Origin of the sequence: Winogradskyella sp. PG-2, assembly GCF_000828715.1 — a bacterium.
GTDB lineage: Bacteria > Bacteroidota > Bacteroidia > Flavobacteriales > Flavobacteriaceae > Winogradskyella.
On the sequence record NZ_AP014583.1, the window covers coordinates 1,944,042 to 1,968,191 of the forward strand.

At 32.5% G+C, this 24,150-nt stretch carries 17 protein-coding genes; 15 read left to right on the plus strand and 2 right to left on the minus strand.

Translation table 11 applies throughout. The features are described 5' to 3' along the window. Positions 1 to 2: 2 nt before the first annotated feature. The 6 genes from WPG_RS08660 (at position 3) to WPG_RS08685 (ending at position 10,054) form a co-directional block, all read left to right on the plus strand. Positions 3 to 977, plus strand: a complete 975-nt coding sequence (locus WPG_RS08660) for an alpha/beta hydrolase (RefSeq protein WP_045471345.1) — start codon at positions 3 to 5, stop codon at positions 975 to 977. 44 nt (positions 978 to 1,021) lie between these two features. Next, positions 1,022 to 3,478, plus strand: a complete 2,457-nt coding sequence (locus tag WPG_RS08665; protein ID WP_045471348.1) for a TIM-barrel domain-containing protein — start codon at positions 1,022 to 1,024, stop codon at positions 3,476 to 3,478. Positions 3,479 to 3,481: 3 nt separating this feature from the next. After that, on the plus strand, positions 3,482 to 5,362 hold the full coding sequence (locus tag WPG_RS08670; RefSeq protein ID WP_045471351.1) for an alpha-amylase family glycosyl hydrolase: 1,881 nt from the start codon (positions 3,482 to 3,484) through the stop codon (positions 5,360 to 5,362). A 95-nt stretch (positions 5,363 to 5,457) separates the two neighbouring features. After that, on the plus strand, positions 5,458 to 7,104 hold the full coding sequence (locus tag WPG_RS08675; RefSeq protein WP_045471354.1) for an alpha-amylase family glycosyl hydrolase: 1,647 nt from the start codon (positions 5,458 to 5,460) through the stop codon (positions 7,102 to 7,104). 2 nt (positions 7,105 to 7,106) lie between these two features. Next, on the plus strand, positions 7,107 to 7,574 hold the full coding sequence (locus WPG_RS08680) for a hypothetical protein (protein WP_045471357.1): 468 nt from the start codon (positions 7,107 to 7,109) through the stop codon (positions 7,572 to 7,574). Positions 7,575 to 7,681: 107 nt separating this feature from the next. Beyond that, positions 7,682 to 10,054 carry a GAF domain-containing protein gene (locus WPG_RS08685; RefSeq protein ID WP_045471359.1) on the plus strand — a complete coding sequence of 791 codons (2,373 nt, stop codon included), beginning with the start codon at positions 7,682 to 7,684 and terminating at the stop codon, positions 10,052 to 10,054. Between the two features lies 1 nt (position 10,055). Here WPG_RS08685 and WPG_RS08690 read toward each other — a convergent pair whose 3' ends face one another. Beyond that, the gene (locus WPG_RS08690; RefSeq protein WP_045471361.1) at positions 10,056 to 11,273 is read right to left on the minus strand and encodes a Pycsar system effector family protein; all 1,218 of its coding nucleotides are present in this window, start codon (positions 11,271 to 11,273) and stop codon (positions 10,056 to 10,058) included. Positions 11,274 to 11,460: 187 nt separating this feature from the next. Between WPG_RS08690 and WPG_RS08695 the strand changes: the two genes are divergently transcribed. Genes WPG_RS08695 through WPG_RS08720 form a run of 6 tightly spaced genes read left to right on the plus strand, consistent with a single transcriptional unit; the run spans position 11,461 to position 20,375 of the window. Then, positions 11,461 to 13,023, plus strand: coding sequence for a protein adenylyltransferase SelO (locus tag WPG_RS08695; protein ID WP_045471363.1), 1,563 nt, complete (start codon positions 11,461 to 11,463; stop codon positions 13,021 to 13,023). A 16-nt stretch (positions 13,024 to 13,039) separates the two neighbouring features. Then, positions 13,040 to 13,321, plus strand: coding sequence for a DUF427 domain-containing protein (locus tag WPG_RS08700; RefSeq protein WP_045471365.1), 282 nt, complete (start codon positions 13,040 to 13,042; stop codon positions 13,319 to 13,321). 9 nt (positions 13,322 to 13,330) lie between these two features. Continuing rightward, positions 13,331 to 14,554 (plus strand): bifunctional alpha/beta hydrolase/OsmC family protein, encoded by a 1,224-nt coding sequence (locus WPG_RS08705; RefSeq protein ID WP_045471368.1) that lies wholly within the window; start codon positions 13,331 to 13,333, stop codon positions 14,552 to 14,554. Between the two features lie 2 nt (positions 14,555 to 14,556). Beyond that, a complete protein-coding gene (gene egtB / locus WPG_RS08710; RefSeq protein ID WP_045471371.1) occupies positions 14,557 to 15,723 on the plus strand; it encodes an ergothioneine biosynthesis protein EgtB in 1,167 nt (388 codons plus the stop codon). Beyond that, on the plus strand, positions 15,724 to 16,662 hold the full coding sequence (locus WPG_RS08715) for an L-histidine N(alpha)-methyltransferase (RefSeq protein ID WP_045471374.1): 939 nt from the start codon (positions 15,724 to 15,726) through the stop codon (positions 16,660 to 16,662). Between the two features lie 32 nt (positions 16,663 to 16,694). Next, complete coding sequence (locus WPG_RS08720) at positions 16,695 to 20,375, plus strand: metallophosphoesterase (RefSeq protein WP_045471377.1); 3,681 nt, start codon at positions 16,695 to 16,697, stop codon at positions 20,373 to 20,375. A gap of 3 nt (positions 20,376 to 20,378) precedes the next feature. Here the strand turns inward: WPG_RS08720 and WPG_RS08725 are convergent, their stop codons facing one another. Beyond that, positions 20,379 to 21,188 (minus strand): hypothetical protein, encoded by an 810-nt coding sequence (locus WPG_RS08725; RefSeq protein ID WP_045471380.1) that lies wholly within the window; start codon positions 21,186 to 21,188, stop codon positions 20,379 to 20,381. Between the two features lie 28 nt (positions 21,189 to 21,216). On the opposite strand from WPG_RS08725, the gene WPG_RS08730 reads away from it, so the two are divergent. From WPG_RS08730 to WPG_RS08740, 3 genes are all read left to right on the plus strand, one after another. Continuing rightward, the gene (locus WPG_RS08730) at positions 21,217 to 22,431 is read left to right on the plus strand and encodes an NAD(P)/FAD-dependent oxidoreductase (protein WP_045471383.1); all 1,215 of its coding nucleotides are present in this window, start codon (positions 21,217 to 21,219) and stop codon (positions 22,429 to 22,431) included. Then, entirely contained in the window at positions 22,428 to 22,961 is a 534-nt protein-coding gene (locus tag WPG_RS08735; RefSeq protein ID WP_045471386.1) for a DUF1697 domain-containing protein, read from the plus strand. The genes WPG_RS08730 and WPG_RS08735 overlap by 4 nt, the downstream gene beginning before the upstream one ends. 98 nt (positions 22,962 to 23,059) lie before the next feature. After that, the gene (locus tag WPG_RS08740) at positions 23,060 to 24,139 is read left to right on the plus strand and encodes a diphosphomevalonate/mevalonate 3,5-bisphosphate decarboxylase family protein (RefSeq protein ID WP_045471390.1); all 1,080 of its coding nucleotides are present in this window, start codon (positions 23,060 to 23,062) and stop codon (positions 24,137 to 24,139) included. Positions 24,140 to 24,150: the final 11 nt, after the last annotated feature.

The window sequence follows — 24,150 nt, forward strand, 5'->3', positions numbered from 1 at the left end:
TTATGAAAAAGATAATTTACATTTTAATTATTTGTTTAAGTTTTTCATGTAAAAACACAAAAGATACTAAAACAGATAATTTTGAAACGGATATTCAAAGTACTACAGCACATCAATTTAAAAGTGTTGATGAGGTAAAGCTTTACGCTGGTAAATTATTGAGATTTGATAGCTTTCCGTCTAAATATATTACACCTAGACCTGTAGATATTTGGTTGCCTAAAAATTATTCAAGTGATAAAAAGTATAATGTATTGTATATGCACGATGGTCAAATGCTATTTGATAGTAAAATGACATGGAATAAGCAAGAATGGAAAGTTGATGAATGGGCAACTCAATTAGTTGAAGAAGGAAAAGTTAAGGATTTTATTGTGGTGGCAATACATAACATTGCACAACTACGTTGGCAAGATTTATACCCTCAAAAGTCATTTAATTTTATAGATGAAAGTGTAAAAGATTCTCTAGTAGATATTGCAGGTAAAAAGAATATAAAACTGAATGGTGACAACTACTTAAAATTTGTCGTTGAAGAACTAAAACCCATCATTGATAGTTCTTATTCTGTTTATACTGATAGAGAACATACTTTCGTAATGGGTTCAAGTATGGGAGGTTTAATGTCTATCTATGCGATTAGCGAATATCCAATAGTGTTTGGAGGTGCAGCTTGTCTATCAACGCATTGGGTTGGAGCTATGCCAATGGAAGATAACCCATATCCTGATGGGATTTTTAAATATATGGAAGCAAATTTATCAAAAGCTGGCACACATAAATTGTATTTCGATTATGGTAATAAAACTTTAGATGCGCATTACCCACAATACGCACCGAGAGTAGATGAAATTTTAAAAGCAAAAGGTTATACAGAAGAAAATTCAAAGAATCTGTTTTTTGAAGGTACAGATCACTCTGAAAATTCTTGGAATAGTAGATTAGACCAACCAATAATATTTTTATTAGGAAAATAGTTTGTCATTCTGAACTTGTTTCAGAATCATCACAAATAAATAATATGAAACATATACTTCTATATATATCGGTTTTACTGTTTACAGTTACTATTACTGCTCAAAACGCAAACCGTATTTTTAAAAGTGCTCAAGTTGAAGGCCTATATGTAAAAGTTACAGTTAATGATGGTTACTACATTATCAACCCATATTCTTCAACTATTATAGAGACTACTTTTGTTCCAAATGGTGAAATGTTGAATTCAGAGTCACATGCAGTGGTTTTAAGTCCTAGTAATTCCACCATTGAAATAAACGAAAGAGCTAATGATATTCTAATAAATACTAATGGTGAACTTTATATTACAATAACAAAAAGCCCATTCCAAATCTCATACTACTACAAGGACAAGCTCATCACATCGGAAAAACAAGGCTACCACAAGAGTAAACATGAGCTAATGGACATGGTAAAAGGCAACATCGTTGCAGATTCTACCGAAAAAATAGAATTCAATCTAACCAAAGGCGAAGTGTTATATGGAGGAGGAGCAAGAGCTTTGGGCATGAATCGTCGTGGAAACCGGTTACCATTATACAATAGAGCGCATTATGGATATGAGACCAGAAGCGAGTTAATGAACTTTACATTACCAATTGTATTATCATCTAATCAATACATGATTCATTTTGATAATGCACCAGTAGGCTATTTAGATTTAGACAGTAAAGGTGATAATAGCTTAACTTACGAGACTATTTATGGTCGAAAAACTTACCAAGTCATAGTTGGTGAAACATGGTACGATATTATAAATAATTATACAATCTTAACAGGAAAACAACCCATGCTACCACGTTGGGCTTTAGGGAATTTCTCTAGTCGTTTTGGATACCATTCCCAAGAAGAAGTTGAAATGACCATTGATAAATTTAAAGAAGAGGAAATCGCTGTTGATGCTGTAATTTTAGATTTATTTTGGTTTGGAAAAGAGATACAAGGGACTTTAGGAAATTTTGAATTTTATAGAGATTCGTTTCCAGAGCCAATACAGATGATTAAGACTTTAAAGGCGAAAAATGTTGAAACCATTCTTATTACCGAACCTTATGTTTTAACAACTTCTAAACGTTGGGATGAAGCTGTAAAGGCAGATATCTTAGCCAAAGACTCTATTGGTAAGCCAGCTGTTTTTGACTTTTATTTTGGTAATGGTGGTATTATAGATATTTATAGCCCAAAAGGAGAACAGTGGTTTAAAAATATTTATAAAGGTTTGTCAGATTATGGTGTTAACGGATTTTGGGGGGATTTAGGTGAACCTGAAGTATTACCATCTTGGGTGAATTTTGAAAGTGGAACTGCAGACGAATTTCATAATATCTATGGTCACGACTGGGCAAAATTAGTTTACGAAGCGAGTTTAGAATCAAATCCTAACAGAAGACCTTTTGTTTTAATGCGAGCTGGTTACTCAGGTTCGCAACGTTATGGCATGGTGCCTTGGTCTGGTGATGTTAACAGAACTTGGGGAGGTTTCCAAAGTCAACCTGAAATTGCATTACAAATGGGAATGCAAGGTTTAGCTTATATGCATAGCGATTTAGGAGGATTTGCAGGCGATAACCTAGATGATGAGTTGTATTTGCGTTGGTTACAATATGGTGTGTTTAACCCAATTTTCAGACCTCATGCTCAAGAGAGTGTAGCAAGTGAACCAGTTTTTAGAAGTGAGAAAACAAAAGCTTTAGCTAATGAAGCTATTGAGTTACGCTATAAATTACTTGAGTATAATTATAATTTGGTTTATCAAAACAACCAATTTGGAAAACCGTTAATGCGCCCTTTGTTTTTTGAAGAACCAGAGAATAAAGATTTGTTTAACTATTCCAAAACCTATTTATGGGGAAATGATATTTTGGTGTCACCTGTTTTGGAAGCTGATATAACTGAACAAGAAATATACTTTCCTAAAGATAATGTATGGTTTGATTTTTATACAGATGAAAGATTTGAAGGTGGACAAACAAGAACTGTTTCGTTAAAGGAGAACTCAATTCCGACTTATGTGAGAGCTGGTGCTTTTATTCCTATATCAAAACCTGTGCCAAGTACTAAAGAATATAATAGTTCTTTAAAATTACACTATTATTTTGATATTACGAAAGCTGAAACTGAACAATACATTTACTCCGATAATGGAAGTGATACCAATGCTATTGAAAACAATGCGTATGAGGTTTTAGAATTTGAATCAAAATATAAAGGAACGAAACTAGAATTCGAATTTGAATATGAAACTGAACTTAAAGAAAGATATGGTGATTTGATGACAATAGTATCTGGAAAGAAATCAATTCATTTAATTATTCATAAGATTCCAAGAGAACCGAAATATATTAAGGTTAATGGTAGAAAAGTATCTGGAAAATGGGATTCTAAATCTAAGACAATATCAGTTTCGGGAGTTATAAAACCATCTGAAGCACTAAAAATCAAAATCAAACTAAAAAGATAAGCTATGAACAAAAAAATTAGCATATTAAGTGTCATTGCTTTAGCCTTCGTGTTTGGTTGTAAAAAGGAAATAAAAGAAACTTCCAATACCGAAGAAATGAAAACCCAAATGAAGAAAAAAGAAGTCGTTTACCAAGTGTTTACAAGGTTATTTGGAAATATAAATACCACAAACAAACCATGGGGAACTTTAGAAGAAAACGGTGTAGGAAAGTTTAATGACTTTACTGATAAGGCTCTAAACGAAATTAAAGATTTGGGAGTGACACATATTTGGTATACAGGAGTACCTCATCACGATGTAATCACCGATTACACAAAATACGGTATTTCAAACGATGATCCAGATATTGTGAAAGGTCGTGCAGGTTCCCCTTATGCAGTTAAGGATTATTATAATGTCAATCCCGATTTAGCTGTAAATATAGAAAATAGACTTGAGGAATTTGAAGCTTTAATAGCGCGTTCTCACAAAGTTGGGCTTAAAGTTATTATAGATATTGTTCCAAACCATGTCGCTCGTAATTATCAGAGTTTAACTAATCCTGAAGGAGCTTCAGATTTTGGTGCTGAAGATGATAAAACAAAAATTTACGACGTTAATAACAATTTCTATTACAATCCAGGTGAAGCTTTTAAAGTTCCAGAATGGAATCATGGTTACCAACCTTTAGGCGGCGAAAAACATCTACTCGCAGATAGTAAATTTGAAGAAGTGCCTGCAAAATGGACAGGAAATGGTTCAAGAGCATCACAACCAAATATCAATGATTGGTACGAAACCGTAAAAGTTAATTATGGTGTGTCACCAGACGGTAAAAAAGATTTTGACGAATTACCAGATGCTTATGCTGGTGAAGCTTATGAATCTCATTATGAGTTTTGGCAAGATAAAACCGTACCTAGTTCTTGGAAAAAATTTAAAAATATCGCCTTATACTGGACAGATAAAGGAGTAGATGGTTTCAGATTTGACATGGCAGAAATGGTGCCTGTAGAATTCTGGAGTTATATGAATTCGCATATAAAAATGAAAAATGCAGATGCCTTTTTATTAGCTGAGGTATATAATCCGAGTTTATATCGCGATTACATCAAGAAAGGAAAAATGGATTATTTGTATGACAAAGTTCAGTTATACGATACTATAAAACATGTAATGCAAGGTCATGGAAAAACGGATAATATTCCTCCAATTTTAGATGACTTAAGCGATATAGAACATCACATGCTTCATTTCTTAGAAAACCATGATGAGCAACGTATTGCGAGTCCAGATTTTGCTGGTAATGCATTAAAAGGAAAGCCAGCAATGGTTATTTCGGCAACTTCTACTACAGCACCAACAATGATTTATTTTGGACAAGAATTTGGTGAACCTGGAGATGAGGATTTAGGATTTGGTGACCCAACTAGAACTTCGATTTTCGATTACGGTTCAGTGCCAAGTCAAGTGCGTTGGGTAAACGATAATAAGTTTGATGGTGGGCAATCTACTGATGAAGAAAAAGAGCTTCGAGATTTTTATAAACGTTTATTGAATTTTACCATTAATAGTTCAGCTTTAGCAGAGAACTATCAAGACATTCATATATATAATCAACAGCATACAGAATGGTATAATGATAAAGTGTTATCTTATGTTCGTTGGAGTGACGATGAGCAGTTAATTATTATTTCAAATTTTAATGCAGAAAACACATATGGTTTTGAATTACAATTACCAGAAGATTTAGTTTCAAAATTAGAGTTAAAAGACGGTGAATATGAGTTAAAGGATCAATTATATAAGGCTTATTCGTCAACTTTAAAAGTTAATAACGGTAAAGCAAAAGTGCGAATAGATATTAAACCATTAGAATCTTTTATTCTTAAAATTAAATAAAGAACGATATGAAACATTTGAAAAATGTTCGTGAACACTCAAGCAATAGAACCCTTGTGAGTAAAAAATTAGTCCTATTAATTTGTATCAGTTTTATGATTTCAAATTGTGAAAATAAAAATAAATCAGAGGAAGTTGTAGTTGCTTCTGAAGTCTCTTCGGTAGCTGATGCACCTTTCGTTTGGGAAGGAGCTAACTTATACTTTTTGTTAACAGATCGCTTTAATAATGGTGATACTTCAAATGATATTAATTTCGATAGAACTAAGGAAACAGGAATGCTTCGTGGTTTTAAAGGAGGAGATATAAAAGGTATAACTCAAAAAGTAAAAGAAGGTTATTTTACTGACTTAGGAATCAATGCCATTTGGATGACACCAATTGTAGAACAAATTCATGGTGGAACTGATGAAGGTACAGGAGTGACTTATGGATTTCATGGGTATTGGGCAAAAGATTGGACACGCATAGATCCTAACTTTGGGACAAAAGAAGATTTACATGAGTTAGTAAAAGAAGCGCATGCTAGAGGGATTAGAATTGTACTAGATGCAGTAATTAATCACACAGGTCCTGTGGCAGAAAAAGATCCTGTTTGGCCAGATGATTGGGTAAGAACTGGTCCACAATGCAAATACGATAATTACGAGAATACAGTGACTTGTACATTGGTAGCAAATTTACCAGATATTAAAACAGAATCTAATGACAATGTAGATTTACCACCACAATTAGTAGAAAAATGGAAAGCAGAAGGACGTTACCAGCAAGAAATTAAAGAGCTCGATGACTTTTTTGAGCGAACTGGGCATCCAAGAGCACCACGTTTTTATATAATGAAGTGGCTTATAGATTACATTACCGAATTTGGCGTAGATGGTTACAGAGTAGATACTGTAAAGCATACTGAAGAATATGTATGGCAAGAGTTTAAAACGGAGTGTGATTATGCTTTTTCAGAATTTAAAGAGAAGAATCCGGAAAAGGTATTGGATAAAAGCGATTTTTATTTGGTAGGTGAAGTTTATAATTACAATATAAGTGGAGGTAAACTTTTCGATTTTGGTGATAGAAAAGTGAATTATTTTGAGCCAGAAAGCTTCCATAGTTTAATAAATTTTGAATTTAAATGGAACTCAAAAGAATTAAGTTATGAAGCATTGTTTAAAAAATATTCAAATATTTTAAATGGTGAATTAAAAGATTTTGGAACATTAAATTATTTAAGTTCACACGATGATGGAAGCCCTTTTGATGCTGTAAGAAAGAAACCTTTTGAAACAGCGAATAAGTTGTTATTATCACCAGGCACGTCTCAAGTTTATTATGGTGATGAATCGTCACGTTCATTAGTTATAGCAGGTACAGAAGGAGATGCTACTTTGCGTTCTATGATGAATTGGGATTCGATAGCTAAAAGAAAACGAACAAAAGAAGTGTTATCGCATTGGCAGAAATTAGGGAAGTTTAGAGCAAATCATCCGGCTGTTGGTGCTGGTGTTCATCAAATGATTACAGAACGGCCTTATTATTTCTATAGAAGTTATCAAAAAGAAGATTACAAAGATGTTGTAGTAATAGGTTTAGATGTGCATAAAGGTGCGAAATCTATAGATGTATCCAAGATATTTAAAGATGGTGATGTAATTTATGATGCCTATTCTGGTATTACTACAGAAATTAAAAATGGAAGGGTTATAATTGATTCGGAATATGACATAGTATTATTAGAAAAAATGTAAGTATGAAAACTCTATTATTATTATTATTTACCGCCTTAAGTTTGAGTCTTAATGCACAAGTTGATGGTGTAGGTATTAATACTGATGACCCACAAAGTACTCTAGATATTAATGGAAATCTATCTGTTAAACATGTAACGCTTACAGGGTCTGGTACTGCAACGATAATAGATGACGGTGTTTATTTGTCTATAAATCCAACATTAACTAATCAAGAGTTTCGTTTGCCCGATGCAACATTATTCCCAGGAAGAATATATATACTAAGAAATATTACCAATGGAATAGATGCTTTAATCACTACAACTGGGACAGACCCAACTGCAGGTGTTGGTGTTGAGTTTTTTGCTGGTGATAATAGTACATCAGGTACAAAAACAGTTACTTTAGCTGGAAATGATATTACAACTAAAACTTTAATTTTTATAAGTGATGGTTCTAATTGGACCTATGGTTTTTTAGGTTTTTAAAATGTCTTAACAAAAAGATTTTTGTAACAAAAGACCTGTAAGATAGTCTCACTTTTAACGACTATTTTAAATATTTGTAACTTTACTATTATATAAATCTTTTAGTTTTGGATATCAACGACAATATAGATTCACCCTTAATCATCAAGGTTAGTTTTAATAAGTTATTAAATCAATATAAAGATTTAATTGTGGCTGATAATGATTTTATTGCTACAAATGCGCGTCGCGTACTCAAGATAGCCGAGGATAATCCGATTTTGAGAGATGGATTTAGTGATTTAAAATTACTGAATACCTATGAGAAAGAAATAGAAGGAATTCTTCAAGATTCTTTTAGTCCTATTTTAACTAAAAATGAAATTAAGACGGCTTCTGTCCCATTTCAAGATGTTATTTTTAATTCTTCTAAGCGTTTTAAATCATTACTAAAAACAGCAGGTGATGATTTTGAATTGCAGATTAAAAATATGCCTACAGATCAAAGGTATATTATTGCTTGTACCATAATTTTAAACTTTTGTTATGGTTATAACCTTAATTTTAAGAGACCATTCTTTTATGAAATACCGGATGCTAATGGAATAATGCGTTATTATAAAATTTTATATAATGCAGATTTTACCGAAATAGTACCTAAGAAGAATGCGCCTAAAATTACTCAAGAAGATTATGATGAGTTATTAGATAATTTTGAAAATATTGATCTATGGAGACAAAAATTTCCTCCAAATAGTTACGAGTTTAAAGGCTTTGTAATTTCTAATATTTTTGATGTTACAGACGATCAATCGATTTCAAATATAAAATCATCTTTAATAGGTGAAGACAAGCGTAAAGATGAAAGCTTTATGAATAGCTTTTATGAAATCTTCCGTTCTCTATTTGGATTTAAAAATTTAGAAGTAGGATTTTCTATATTTAATGAAGAAGAAGGTTCTTTTGAGCGTGTTTATGGTGTGGGTATGAATAGTTTTTTACTTAATAAAGAAGAAAAACTATCTTGTGGAGATGCGCTTTGCGACTGGTCTTATAACAGACTAATAAAAGAGAAGTCTTATTTTTCTGTTTCAGATGTGGATCGACTTTATAAACTTTCAGAAGGTCAAGCGCCACATATTAAAGTATTGCACGATCAAGGTTTTAAGAGTGCCATTTTTGCTCCAATAGCAAATGACGATGGTTTAATGGGCATTCTAGAAATTGTTTCTACTGAGCCAAAGGTTTTAAATAGTATTATTGCCAATAAGTTGGTAGATGTAATGCCATTTATTGTATCTGCTGTTGAACGTTCTAAGAATGAAGAAGAGAACTTGATCGAAGCTATTATTCAGAAAGAGTGTACATCGATACATCCAAGTGTACATTGGAAATTTGAAAAAGAAGCTAAAAACTTTATTAAAGCTCAAATGAATGGTAATGAACCAAGCTTTAATAAAATTGCATTCGAAAATATTTACCCGCTTTACGGTCAAATAGATATTAAAGGGTCTTCTGATGCCAGAAATTGGGCAACACAACAAGATTTAACACTTCAACTAAACACTATAAAGCAAGTTTTAGATGCGGCTAGTGATTTAGAAGAGTTACCAATCTATGAGCAGTATAATTATCAAATTAATGAATTTTTAAATGGACTTTCTTCAAATTTTCAAGTAGATAGTGAGCACCAAATTTCAGAATTCATCAAGGAAGACGCAGAACCTCTTTTAAGGCACCTTTACATTAAAGACAATTTAAAGGATTTAATAGATAACTATTTTAATAAAATAGATGATGACGTAGATGTGTTATATCATCATAGAAAGCACTATGATGATACCATTGCTTTAATTAATAAAGAGATGGCTGCGCTTTTAGACCAAAAGCAAGTAGAGGCACAACTCATGTATCCACATTATTTTGAGCGTTTTAAAACAGATGGAGTAGAACATAATATGTATATAGGTGAGTCTATTACTAAAGAAGATAGTTTTAATCCAATATACTTATATAATCTTAGGTTGTGGCAATTGCAAGTGATGGTAGAAATGGAAAACTCATATTATCAAATGCAATCTGAATTTCCAGTAGCATTAGATGTTGCATCTATGATTTTGGTTTTTAATCAGCCTTTATCCATTAGTTTTAGAATGGATGAAAAACATTTTGATGTTGATGGTACTTATAATGCACGTTACGAAATCGTAAAAAAACGTGTAGATAAAGCCTATATTAAAGGAACAACAGAGCGCGTTACCCAAAAAGGAAAAATAAGTATTGTTTATTCTCAAAAAGAAGATGAAAGAGAATATATGAGATATATTAAATTCTTACAGTCTAAAAAGTACTTAGATGATGATGTAGAGGTTGTAGAACTTCAGGATTTACAGGCTGTTACTGGTTTAAAAGCAATTCGTGCAAGTGTATTATATCACAAAGAAAAAGACGATAAGGCCTTTTATACCTATGATGATTTAATGAAAGAAATTAAAGCTTAATTTACAATACATTATCTACTAAAGTTTCTGCTCCTGAAAATTGAAATGCTACTGCAAATGCGATAACACTTATAATAATGCCTATTGCAAAGACCGTATATGTAAGACGCAATAAACTATATTTTCTATTTAATACTAAGCCTAAGAAATATAGGTCTTTTGTTAGCGAACCATATAAGTAATCTTTGTCTTGCATCATTTCTTGCATAGCCCATTCAAACTCATCAAGCTTCATTTTATGAAAATTCCCAAAGAATAGAAGGTTAACTTTTTTATTAGCGACATCTTCTTTGGTGAATTTTCCTCCAGATACATTTGGTCTTGTGGCCAGTACAGATAATATAATTGAAATAACTGTAGATGCTGCAAATATAGCAGTAGGCCATATTAAATATGCGTTAGATGGATTATCTAACTTAGAAACCAAATTAGATAATACTAAAGAGATGATAATGGCATTTACGGATAGTAGAATATTGGCCTTAGTATCTGCAATATCACTTAACGTAATATGGTTTCTCAGCGCAACTCTAAACATTGTTTCAATACCACGATCAGGCAATTCTAATTTTTCTTTTTTAAAAGTTAATTCTTCTTTCTTTTGTTCTAACTTACTTGAATCTACTTTGGTTTTGTTATAATTCTGTAGAAGACTAGCTAGGTTTTTACTTTTTCGACCTTCCCACTTCTTTGTAGCTAAATCTGTATTAAAAGAATGGCTAGTTAAAAAAGAAATATTTTCTTGTAACCAATCTTGTTTAGATACTTTTTTATCAAGTGTCAATTCCCACTCCTTTCTAAGTAATGCGGCATAATCAGCATAATTTTTACTTGATAAATGAGCACAATCTGCATCTCTTATATAACCTTCAAGTTTGTTTTTAGGTTTATAATGCATTTGAGTTGCTTGAATAAGTTCTTTAATAACTTTTATACTTTCATCAGAAACGTTATTCAACTTTAAAAATTCTGAAGCTATTTTAGCACTTTCTTTTTCATGACCTTCAATAGTTTTTGTAAAACCAATATCATGAAACCATGCAGCAATAATGACCTGTTGTTTCTCAATCTCACTTAAATCACTTTCATTTGTTAATTCTATGGCTTTTGCAACAACACGTTGAGTATGCGCTAAATTATGATAAACAAATGAAGGGTCTAAATTCTCATTTAGATAAGAAGTAACGTATTTCTCTGCTTCCGCGATTAAGTTTTTCATATGCTGTAAATATGAGCCTAAATTAAGAATTATTTATAATCTTTTTCAATTACTATTTTAGTAACTTAACATTTATGATCTAAAGCAAGGTTGTTATTAGCTTTTTGACTTAGGTTTAGACAGAATTTAGTGGAATATAATTATCTTGTTAAAATACTAGTTATATAAAGCTAGAGAGACTTAAAATATGCGACTGAATATTAACGACACCTTTAATAAAGAATTACCCTCAGACTCTAAGACTGAAAATACTAGACGACAGGTTTTTGAAGCAACACATTCTTACGTAATTCCAAGAGTACCCTCTTATCCAAAATTGCTTCACGCTTCTATTGAAATGGCTGAAGAGGTTGGGTTAGATAAGGAATCTGTGAGCTCAAAAGCATTTATAGAAGTTTTTTCTGGTTCAAAAATTCAGCCTAAAACTAAACCTTATGCTATGGCTTATGCTGGTCATCAGTTTGGAAATTGGGCTGGCCAACTAGGAGATGGTAGAGCTATTAGTTTGTTTGAAGTAGAACATCATAAAAACCGTTGGGCATTACAGTTAAAAGGCGCAGGTGAAACACCATATTCTAGACAAGGTGATGGTCTGGCAGTTCTTAGGTCTTCTATTCGAGAATATTTATGTAGTGAAGCTATGTGCCATTTAGGTGTGCCAACTACAAGAGCATTGAGTTTAATGTTATCTGGAGATGATGTATTGCGAGATATGCTTTACGATGGTAATGCTAATTACGAAAAAGGCGCCATTGTTTGTAGAGTCGCACCAACATTTATTCGTTTTGGCAATTTTGAATTGTTTGCTGCGCGAAAAGATTACAAAAACCTTAAAAAGTTAGCAGATTATACTATTAAGTATTTTTATCCTCAATTAGGAAAGTCTTCTAAAGAGACATATATAAAGCTCTTTAAAGAAGTTGCGAATAGAACTTTAGATATGATTATTCATTGGCAACGTGTTGGTTTTGTTCATGGTGTGATGAATACAGATAACATGTCTATTTTAGGTTTAACCATTGATTATGGACCTTATGGTTGGTTAGAAGGCTTTGATTTTGGTTGGACACCAAATACAACCGATAGACAAAACAAGCGCTATCGTTTTGGCAATCAGCCAAACATTGGGCTTTGGAATTTATTACAATTGGCTAATGCTTTATATCCTTTGGTAGAAGAAGGAGAGCCTTTTGAAACGATCCTCAATCAATATCAAACAGATTTTGAAAGTAAGTCATTAGAGATGATGCGTTCAAAAATTGGACTTCAAAAGGAAGAAGATAATGATGCTTCATTAATAGCAGATTTAGAAGATTGTTTATTGCTATGGGAAATCGATATGACTATCTTTTTTAGATTACTTTCTAACCATAAAAAGGGAAATCCACAATATGGATTTGAAGTTATTAGGAAGGCTTTTTATGATTCGACAGCTATTAAAGATGAGGTTTTAGATAAATGGAAAGGTTGGTTTATGTCTTACGACCAAAGATTACAAATAGAAGAACTAATAGACCAACATCGAAAAGCCAATATGAATTTGGTTAATCCAAAATATGTACTTAGAAATTATATGGCGCAACTAGCCATTGATGATGCCAATAAAGGTAATTATAGCTTAATTGATGAATTATTTAATTTGCTTAAAAAACCTTATGATGAACAGCCAGAAAATGAAAAATGGTTTGTAAAACGCCCAGATTGGGCAAGACATAAAGTAGGTTGCTCAATGTTATCTTGTAGTTCTTAAAATAAAAAGAAGACTTATGAAAGCCATTTGGAATAATCAAATTATAGCAGAAAGTAACGATACCATTGTTATTGAAGGAAATCACTATTTCCCTCATGATAGTATTAACAAAGAATTTTTTAAACCTAGTGAAACACATACAGTTTGTTCATGGAAAGGTACAGCGTCGTATTATACCATTAGTATAGATGGAAAACAAAATACAGATGCGGCTTGGTTCTATCCAGAAGTATCAGAATTAGCTAAAGGGATTAAGAATTATGTAGCGTTTTGGAGAGGTGTACAAATTAAAGACTAGGGCTAAACTATGAAAAGTGCTAAACTAAAAATACAGAATAGAAAAGGTGTTACACTGAATGCTCATTTAGAATTACCAGCAAATCAAAAACCTAATTACTACGCCATTTTTGCACATTGCTTCACCTGTAGCAGTAGTCTTAGTGCTGTAAAACATATAAGTAGGTCATTAACTCAAGATGGGTTTGCAGTTGTTCGATTTGATTTTACAGGCTTGGGTCGTAGCGAAGGTAAATTTGCAGATAGTCATTTCTCAGCAAATGTTGATGATTTATTAGATGTACATGCATATATGGCAGAGCATTACAATGCGCCAAGTTTATTGATAGGTCATTCTCTAGGTGGCGCAGCAGTATTAGTTGCTGCATCAAAACTAGATACTGTTAAAGCTGTTGCAACTGTTGGTGCACCAGCAACTGTAAGTCACGTAAAGCATTTGTTTTCTCATAATATTTATAATATAAGAGCAGGTGAAACTACTGAAGTAAATATTGGTGGACGACCATTTGTAATCAATCAAGATTTTGTTTCCGAGTTTGATAAAACAGATTTGCCAGAAATTGTAAAAAATTTAAGAAAACCTCTGCTCATTATGCATTCACCATTCGATAAGATTGTTGGAGTTGAGAATGCACAGCAATTATATCATAATGCACATCACCCAAAAAGTTTTATCACTTTAGATGACGCAGATCATTTACTAACTGATGAAAAAGACAGTCGATATGTTGGGGAAGTTATTGGGACATGGGCAAAACGCTATTTCCCTAAAAGTGAAAATATAATGTTGAGTACTGAAGGTGAACAATTGGTTGGTCATTTAAACATTGTGGAGGATAATTTTACAACGTCTATTCAAACCAAGAATCATACATTTATTGCAGATGAACCTACAAGTATTGGAGGAAGTGATTTTGGACCCTCACCTTATGAATATCTTAATGCAGCATTAGCAGCTTGTACTGTAATGACATTAAAAATGTATGCCGAGCATAAAAAATGGGACTTACAAGAAGTGTTTGTTTATATCTCACATTCTAGAAAGCATAGCAATGATTTAAATGTTGAAATAGACAAGCCAAAATATCTTGATCACATTAGTAAAAAATTAAAATTTGTTGGTAACTTAGATGCAACTCAAAAAGAAAGATTAAAGGAAATTGCCTCTCGTTGTCCTGTGCATAAAACTATTGCTAGTGAGGTGATTTTTGAAACCCAAATAATAAAAGATTAATAGTGCAATTAGTTACAGCGAATCCAATTACTAAAGAACGGTTTTTAAATATTAGAAGTCGTACTGAAGCTATTTGTAAATCACTAAAGCCCGAAGATGTATCGATACAACCAATAGATTTTGTATCTCCACCTAAATGGCATTTAGCACATATCACATGGTTTTTTGAAGAGTTTGTTTTAACTAAGAGTAAACCTAATTATCAGGTTTTTAATAAAAACTTTGCTTATTATTTTAATAGCTATTACAATAATGTTGGTGAGCGTGTTATTAGGGCAAATCGTGGTTTGATGACAAGGCCAACTTTAGACGAGATTATAGAATATAGAGCATATTTAGATGAGCATATAGTCCAATTTCTTGAAAGTGACTTATCAAAAAGTGTCTATGATGTAATAGAAATTGGATTGCAGCACGAGCAGCAACACCAAGAGTTGTTGATCTATGATATTAAATATATTTTAGGGCATCAGCCATCATTTCCAAAGTTAGATTTCGAAGTAAAACTAAATCCTGAATTTAAATCCCAAGAGTTCATTAAAATAGATGAAGGTATTTACACCATTGGACATCAAGAAGACTGTTTTTGTTGGGATAATGAATTAGGTAAGCATAAAGTATATCTTCACGATTTTGAGATTTCAAATAAATTGGTAACCAATCAAGACTATATAGAATTTATTGAAGTTGGGGGTTATAAAAATTTCAATCTTTGGCACGCAGACGGATGGGATTATATTCAAAAAAATAATATAAAGTCACCTATGTATTGGCATAAAATTAATGGTCAATGGATGCAATATACACTTCAAGGTTTTATAATAATTGATAAAGATTTACCAGTAAGTCATATCAGTTTTTACGAAGCATTTGCTTTTTCACAATGGAAAGAAATGCGTTTGCCAACCGAGTTTGAGTGGGAAGTTGCTTCAAAACATTTTGAGTATGGACAACTTTGGGAATGGACTAATAGTGCTTATTTACCCTATCCAAATTACAGTAAAGCTGAAGGTGCAATCGGTGAGTATAACGGTAAGTTTATGGTAAACACTATGGTAATGAGAGGTTCTTCTATTGCTACACCCAAAGATCATTGCAGACCAACTTACCGTAACTTTTTTTCGCCAGAAATCAGATGGCAATTTTCAGGAATTAGATTAGTAAAATAAATGACAGATACTTTTGCACAAGATGTGCTTAATGGCTTATTAGCTGATAATAAACATCTATCTTCAAAATACTTTTATGATGATAATGGGAGTCGCATATTTCAAGAAATAATGAATATGCCAGAATATTATCTTACAGATGCTGAATTCGAAATTCTTTCAATGCAATCCAAACAAATCGTTGATGCTTTAAAATTTTCAACCCCTTTTAATATCGTTGAGCTTGGAGCTGGAGATGGTTTTAAGACTTTTAAGCTTTTAGAGTATTTGGCCAGTAATAATATTGACTTTAATTATGTGCCAATAGATATTTCTCAAGAAGCTATAGACCTGTTAACTGAGCGATTAAAAGAGCGTTTGCCAAATATTACTATTAAGCCTAAGGTTGGTGATTATTTCGAAATATTAAAAGAAAATAAGGAAAGTGATCACCCAAGTTTGCTTTTATTTTTGGGTAGTAATATAGGGAATTATAAAGAAGAGAAAGCTATAGAGTTATTACAGCTTTTTAATGACAATATGAATATTGGTGATAAGCTATTAGTTGGTTTTGATTTAAAGAAAAACCCAATTATTATTCATAATGCTTATTATGATAGTCATGGTATTACTAAACGTTTTAACTTGAATTTACTTTTACGCATAAATAGAGAATTAGAGGCCGATTTTAAGATGGATGATTTCGATTTTTACTGCCATTATAATCCTATTACTGGTGATGTAAAGAGTTATATTATTAGTTTAAGACAGCAGACGGTTCATATAAAGAAGTTAAATCAATCAATTAGTTTTGATTACAATGAACTTATTTGGACAGAACTTTCAAAGAAGTATAGTATTAGCAAAATTCGTAACTTAGCAGAAGCCGCAAATTTTAAGCTAACCTCTAACTTTTTAGATTGCAAACATTATTTTACAGATAGCCTCTGGGAAAAATAGTATGAATTTTAACCAACTAACCAAAATTTCTGATGAACAAATATTATAAATTTTGTCTCTTTTTAACTTTAATTTTAATTTGTAATGCATGTGCTACATTCAATAAACAAACTGTTACAGATACAGAAAAAAAATTACCTCATGATAAAGCGATTGAACATACCTTTTACTTAATTGGAGATGCAGGTAATTCGGAATTGAATGAAAGTACAGAAGCACTAAAAGCCTTTAAAACTGAATTAAATAATGCAGATAAAAATAGTACAGCAATTTTTTTGGGTGACAATATCTACGAAAAAGGATTGCCTAAAAAAGAATCTACAGACTACGAATTAGCTAAGTACAGATTGAAAATTCAGACAGATGCTACAAAAGACTTTAAAGGAAAAACCGTTTTTATTCCAGGGAATCACGATTGGTATCACGGCTTAGATGGGCTTAAACGACAAGAAAAGTTTGTTGAAAAAAAATTAGGTAAGAATACATTTTTACCCGAGAATGGTTGCCCAATTGAAAAAGTGCATGTTTCAGATGATATCGAACTCATCATTATAGATTCCCAATGGTATATTACAAATTGGAATAAACACCCAAAAATTAATGATGATTGTGAATTTAAGACTCGAAATGATTTTCTCGATGAGTTTAGTAGCTTAATTAAAAAAGCAAGAGGAAAAACAACTATAGTAGCATTACATCATCCGTTATATACAAATGGTTCTCATGGAGGACAGTATTCTTTTGGTAGCCATATGAAGCCTCTTCCTGTGTTAGGAACATTAAAGAATGTTATTCGTAAAACTAGTGGAGTGGCTAATGTAGATATACAAAACGCTCGATATAATGAGATGAAGCGTCAATTGGTGGCCTTAGCTCAGGTTAATAGAAAGGTGGTTTTTGTATCAGGTCATGATCATAATTTGCAGTATATAGTAAAAGATAATTTACATCAAATTGTTAGTGGCTCTGGATCTAAGGTTTCAGCGGTTAGAAATATGAATGCCAATTTTGGTTATGGTACTCATGGCTATGCTATTTTAAAAATTTATAAAGACGGTTCGTCTCACGTTCAGTTTTATTCAACAGATGACGAAAAACTAGTTTATGAAGGTCAAGTTTTACCTCCGAATGTAAAACCGGATCCAGCTAATTATCCGTCTGTATTTCCTGAAACTGTGGCCGCTTCAATTTACACTGATGATGAGGTTAAAGCGACAGGGACAAGGAGGTTTTTTTGGGGTAAACGTTACCGAAAGTACTATGGTACTAAAGTTAATGCTCCAACTGTGAATTTAGATACATTATTTGGTGGTTTGAAACCTGTGCGTAAAGGAGGTGGAAACCAGTCTAAGTCTTTACGTTTAGAAGATAAAAACGGAGCTCAATATGTAATGCGAGCACTTCGCAAACAGGCATTGCAGTATTTACAAGCTGTTTTATTTAAAGATCAATATATAGAAGGGCAGTTCGATGATACATCTACAGAAGATTTACTCTTAGATGTGTTTACAGGTTCTCATCCTTATGCACCTTTTGTTGTTGGTGATTTATCAGATGCAGTTGATGTTTACCATACGAATCCTACACTGTACTATGTGCCCAAGCAAAATGCATTAGGTGCCTATAATGCAGACTTTGGTAATGAGCTTTATATGATTGAAGAGCATACTTCAGAAGGACATAGTGACCTAGCCAGTTTTGGATTTCAAGATAAGTTGTTAAGTACCATTGATATGATGGAGAAATTGCATAAAGACGAGGATGTCGTAATTGATGAAGGATCCTATATTAGAGCACGGTTATTTGATATGCTTATAGGTGATTGGGATAGACATCAGGATCAGTGGAGATGGATTCAATTCAAAGAAGATGGGAAAAAAGTATTTCGACCAATGCCACGTGATCGTGACCAAGCCTTTTCAATAATGAGCGACGGGTTATTACTTGATTTAGCAGTAAAATTGCTACCTGCCGCGAAATTATTGAGAAATTATTCTGATGACTTAAAAGATGTGAAAGGGGTTAATTTTGAACCTTATCCATTGGATAAAGAGCTTATTGTGCAATCCGATAAAAAGGTTTGGAATGCTCAGGTGAAAATGATTCAAGACGGGTTAACGGATGAGGTAATCGAGACTGCATTTTTGAATATGCCAATAGAAGTAAGAGATGAAACAGTAGAGGAAATTAAAAGGAAGTTAAAGGCACGTAGAGCTAATCTTCAAAAGATTGCTGATCGCTATTACGATTTACTGAATAATGTTGCGGTCATCAAAGGAACCAATAAAGACGATTGGTTCGATATTGAACGTCTACCAAAAGGGAAAACAAAAATTACAGTATATCGCATTAAAAAAGGTGAGAAAAAAGATAAGTTTATTGAGCGAATATATAATCATAATGAAACTAAGGAAATTTGGATCTATGGTTTAGGTGAAGATGATGTTTTTCATGTTTATGGTAGTAATAGTGATAAGGAAATTAAAGTACGCTTAGTTGGTGGGCAGAATAAGGATACTTACAATATTGAAAAAGGAAAGCGTATTACTTATTATGATTACAAATCAAAATCTAGTATTGTTAAGACAAATAAAGGGCACAAAAAGTTTACGGATAATTATGATACTAATGCTTATGATTATCGTAAATTAAAAAATAATACTACTCAGGTTTTACCTTCTTTTGGTGCAAATCCCGATGATGGTTTCAGAGTTGGGGCAAATGCCACATATACTGCTTATGGGTTTGAGCGTAACCCATTTACCTCACAACAAAGACTTTCTGCGGTCTACTATTTTGCTACAAATGGTTTTGATTTTAATTATAAAGGAGAATTTGCTAATATTTTTCCTAATATGAATTTTGGCTTGGAAGCCCAGTTTAATAGTCCAAACTTCGCAGTTAACTTTTTCGGTTTTGGAAATGAAACCCCAAACCCTGAAGCGGATGAAAATGACGGATTGGATGTGAATATGGATTTTAATCGTGTAAAAATTAGAACCTTAAGTTTTATGCCATCATTGATTTGGCGCGGAGAAACGGGAGGAAGTTTGAAGTTTGGGATAAGCTATGAGAGTAATGAAGTAGAGCGTACCTCAGGAAGGTTTATAGAGAGTATTTCTGCTGATGATGCTGTTTTTGATAATCAAAATTTCTATGGTATTGACGCTGTATACAGCTATGTGAATAAAGATGATAATGCTTTTCCTACATTGGGGTTTCAAACGTTATTAAATACGGGTTATAAAAATAATACTACTACTACTAAAGGATTTGGGTATATCATATCAGAATTAGGGGTTGATTACAAGCTGGTGTCAAGCGGAAAGCTCGTATTAGCAACAAATTTGAGAGGGCATATAAATTTTGGTGATGGTTTTGAGTTTTATCAAGGGGCTACTTTAGGTTCAAAAACCGGTTTAAGAGGCTATAGATTTCAAAGGTTTACAGGAAAGACTGCTTTTTCGCAATCCACTGATGTTCGTTGGCATTTTGGGCGTTTAAAAACAGGGCTTTTGCCAATTCATATTGGAATATATGGAGGGGTAGATTACGGTCGTGTATGGCTAGAAAACGATAATTCAGATAAATGGCATAATTCTCTTGGTGGTGGGCTATTTGTTAATATGGCAGAAATGATGACCGCACAGTTGTCTGCATTTAATAGTAGTGATGGACTTCGATTTGCATTTCAATTAGGATTTGATTTTTAATAGTTAGTCAATGTTAAAACTATAAAGATTTCCGCCAGTTGTTCCATTACGCTCGTCTGTTATAAGAACTTTGGAGTTTGTTTTAAAGGTAACACCTTCTTTTTGTGAGTCGTGGTCAAAAGGAAGTTTTTTAATCTTGCCAGAGAAGAAGTCGTCATCTAGAAAATCACTTAATTTCCAGAGCTTATTGTGATTGAGAAGCACTACGATTTTTCCATCATCACTAATATCCGCAGCCGTTATTTTATTGTGTCTGCCATCTAAGTTAAAATCTGAATGTATAATAGCCCCATGTCTTCCCGCTTTATTAGGGACTTTAATCACAATAAATTTTTTAGTTTCTTTACTTATAATGTAAAACGAATTTTTAAAAAGGAAGAATGCTTCAAAATCCTTTGAACTTTGTCCTTTGGGTAATGTAAACTCTATAGTTTCCACTTCTAAAGTTTTCTTATTTAAATCTTCGCGATTTACTTTTAAAATTCGAAAATACTTTCGTTTTTCATTATTATTACCAAAGTCTCCTATATATAAATTACCATCTTTGTCAGATGTTAGGTCTTCCCAATCAATATTACTAGTATTAGTAATAAGAATGTCTCTAATTACATTTCCTTTGGAGTCTAAACCAAATAGTTTAGCATCATTTCCAGCATCTTGTATGGTCCAAATTATATCAGATTGTGTTGTAATTTCAGCTGCAGAAACTTCTTCTAAACTAGTATTAATATCACCTTCAATTTTTAATTGGCCAGTGGATAGGCAAGAAAATGTAATAAGAAAAATAAATATTAGTCTTTTGGACTTTATCATTGTAATTTTAAGCTTTTAATCTTTAACATTGAACAAGCACAAAGATATTATAATTATTGGAGGCGGAGCAGCAGGTTTTTTTGCAGCAATCAATATTGCTGAACAACATCCTGAATTGTCAGTTGCTATTTTAGAACGTGGTAAGGAAGGCTTACAAAAAGTAAAAATATCTGGAGGCGGTCGTTGCAATGTTACACACGCAGAGTTTATACCGTCGGAATTGGTACTGAATTATCCTAGAGGGGAAAAAGAACTTTTAGGGCCTTTTCATAGCTTCATGACAGGTGATACAATAGCTTGGTTTGAAGATAGAGGAGTAGAACTAAAGATAGAAGAGGATGGTAGAATGTTTCCGGTTTCAAATTCATCTCAAACAATTATAAACTGCTTTTTAAATGAAGCCCAAAAGTATAATGTTGAGATATTATATAACCATTCTGTTAAATCGATTAAGACAAGAGAAAATGATTTTTCAATAGAAACTTCCCAAGGTATTTTAGACTGTAATAAATTATTAGTTGCCACAGGAAGTAACCCAAAAATATGGAAGTTACTCGAAGATATTGGGCACACGATTGTACAGCCAGTTCCTTCTTTATTTACTTTCGATATAACGGATAAACGTATAAAAGACATTCCAGGTGTCGTTGCTAAAGATGTTGAGATAAAGGTTATAAATACGAATCTAGTTTCTGAAGGACCACTATTAATTACTCATGTTGGTATGAGTGCGCCAGCAATTTTAAAACTTTCAGCTTTTGGAGCCATAGAATTAGCTGAGCTAAAGTATAATTTTGAAATCGAAATCAATTTTACACGATTAGATGTTGAAACTTGTTTAGAGCAACTCAAAGACTTTAAACTCGGGTTTGCAAAAAAAGCAATTATTAATTCACCACAATTCGATTTACCAAAACGTCTATGGAAACAATTAATTTTAGCATCAAATATTAATGAAGTTGAGCGTTGGGCAGATATTAATAAACAACAATTAGAAAGTTTAGCATCTCAATTAACGAAAGCCAAATTTAGTGTTACAGGAAAAAGTACCTTTAAAGAAGAGTTTGTTACAGCTGGTGGTGTGGATTTAAAAGATGTTAACTTTAAAACGTTTGAAAGTAAACGAATTCCAAATTTATATTTTGCCGGTGAAGTTATTAATGTAGATGCAGTTACTGGAGGTTTCAATTTTCAAAATGCATGGACTGGAGCTTATATCGTATCTCAAAACATAAATAGATGAAAACATACATAGCACTCTTAAGAGGTATTAATGTGGGTGGGCATAAAAAAGTTCCTATGGCAGAACTTAGCGAATTGCTCACTAAATCAGGTTTTGAAAGCGTTAGGACATATATACAAAGTGGTAATGTGATTTTTAAATGCCGAGAAATTCCCTTGTCAAAATTAGCAAACGGAATTCAAAAATCGATAAAAGTTCATTTTGGTTTTGATGTATCTGTTTTAGTTAGAACAAGAGATCAGATCAATACAATTTTCGATAATTGCCCTTTTCCGGAAGAGAAAAAAGTAAATAGTTATTTTGCAATGTTAAGCGAAATTCCTGACAATGATTTAGTAAAGGAAGCTTGCGAGAAAACTTATGAAAATGAAGAATATAAAATTTTAAATGACTGTTTATATTTCTACTGCGCCAATGGTTATGGAAAAGCCAAGTTTAGCATGAACTACTTTGAAAAAAAACTAGAAGTTGCTGCAACATCGCGAAACTATAAAACTATGGTAAAACTACTTGCATTGTCTGAAAATTAAAGTAAGAACCTTTTTAAATTACTTATTTTTGCAAACAATCAAAAGAAGCAATAAAAAAAACTTGCCTTGTGGCAGTCTTTGTCTGATATTTAGTATTCATGATAGCACAAGATTTTATTCTCAAAACATATAATTCCAATATTAAGAATGGTTCTGTAAAATGGTCTTCACCAAGTAATATTGCATTGGTAAAATATTGGGGAAAAAAGGAACACCAAATCCCTGAAAATCCATCAATAAGTTTTACACTTTCAGACTGCAAAACGATTACTGAAGTTACTTACACAAAAAAGAAAGATAAAGCGTTTAGTCTCGATGTGTATTTTGAAGGAGATAAAAATGAAGCCTTTAAACCTAAGATTCAAACCTTTTTTGAACGCATTGAAGTTTATATGCCCTTTTTAAGAGACTATCATTTTAAAATAGAAACCTCAAATACGTTTCCTCATAGTTCAGGTATTGCTTCTTCAGCTTCTGGTATGAGTGCGCTAGCTTTATGTTTAATGAGTATTGAAGAAGATTTGGATGTAGATCATGCAGATGATTATTTTAATAGAAAAGCATCTTTTATCGCACGTTTAGGTTCAGGTAGTGCATGCAGAAGTATCGAAGGAGAACTAGTAGTATGGGGAAATAATGAAAGTACAGAAAGTTCTGATTTATACGGAGTAAAATTTGAAGGAGACGTACATAATAACTTCAAAAATTATCAAGATACTATCCTATTAGTTGACAAAGGAGAAAAACAGGTAAGCAGTACTGTTGGTCATAAATTGATGTTTGGCCATCCGTTTGCAAAACAACGTTTTTCTCAGGCACATAATAATTTAGCCGAGCTCAAATCAATTTTGGCATCAGGTGATTTAAAAGCATTTGTAAAGATTGTAGAAAGTGAAGCATTGACATTACATGCAATGATGATGACAAGTATGCCATATTTTATTTTAATGAAGCCTAATACATTAGAAATTATCAATAAAATATGGGCTTTCAGAGCTAAAACCGATTCTAATATTTGTTTTACACTCGATGCCGGAGCAAATGTTCATGTTCTATATCCTGAAAATGAAAAGGAGACCACTCTCGAATTCATTAAAAATGAATTAGTTAACTATTGTCAGAATGGTCATTTTATTTGTGATCAAATTGGGTTAGGTGCAAACCAAATAGGATTTTAATCCTTATATTT

Coding starts and splice junctions, on each gene's coding strand:
- WPG_RS08735 (WP_045471386.1), top strand. CDS start 22,428: ATGAAAACATACATAGCACTCTTAAGAGGTATTAATGTGGGTGGGCAT.
- WPG_RS08675 (WP_045471354.1), top strand. CDS start 5,458: ATGATTTCAAATTGTGAAAATAAAAATAAATCAGAGGAAGTTGTAGTT.
- WPG_RS08720 (WP_045471377.1), top strand. CDS start 16,695: ATGAACAAATATTATAAATTTTGTCTCTTTTTAACTTTAATTTTAATT.
- WPG_RS08715 (WP_045471374.1), top strand. CDS start 15,724: ATGACAGATACTTTTGCACAAGATGTGCTTAATGGCTTATTAGCTGAT.
- WPG_RS08695 (WP_045471363.1), top strand. CDS start 11,461: ATGCGACTGAATATTAACGACACCTTTAATAAAGAATTACCCTCAGAC.
- WPG_RS08670 (WP_045471351.1), top strand. CDS start 3,482: ATGAACAAAAAAATTAGCATATTAAGTGTCATTGCTTTAGCCTTCGTG.
- WPG_RS08740 (WP_045471390.1), top strand. CDS start 23,060: ATGATAGCACAAGATTTTATTCTCAAAACATATAATTCCAATATTAAG.
- WPG_RS08700 (WP_045471365.1), top strand. CDS start 13,040: ATGAAAGCCATTTGGAATAATCAAATTATAGCAGAAAGTAACGATACC.
- WPG_RS08705 (WP_045471368.1), top strand. CDS start 13,331: ATGAAAAGTGCTAAACTAAAAATACAGAATAGAAAAGGTGTTACACTG.
- WPG_RS08725 (WP_045471380.1), bottom strand. CDS start 21,188: ATGATAAAGTCCAAAAGACTAATATTTATTTTTCTTATTACATTTTCT.
- WPG_RS08665 (WP_045471348.1), top strand. CDS start 1,022: ATGAAACATATACTTCTATATATATCGGTTTTACTGTTTACAGTTACT.
- WPG_RS08680 (WP_045471357.1), top strand. CDS start 7,107: ATGAAAACTCTATTATTATTATTATTTACCGCCTTAAGTTTGAGTCTT.
- WPG_RS08660 (WP_045471345.1), top strand. CDS start 3: ATGAAAAAGATAATTTACATTTTAATTATTTGTTTAAGTTTTTCATGT.
- WPG_RS08690 (WP_045471361.1), bottom strand. CDS start 11,273: ATGAAAAACTTAATCGCGGAAGCAGAGAAATACGTTACTTCTTATCTA.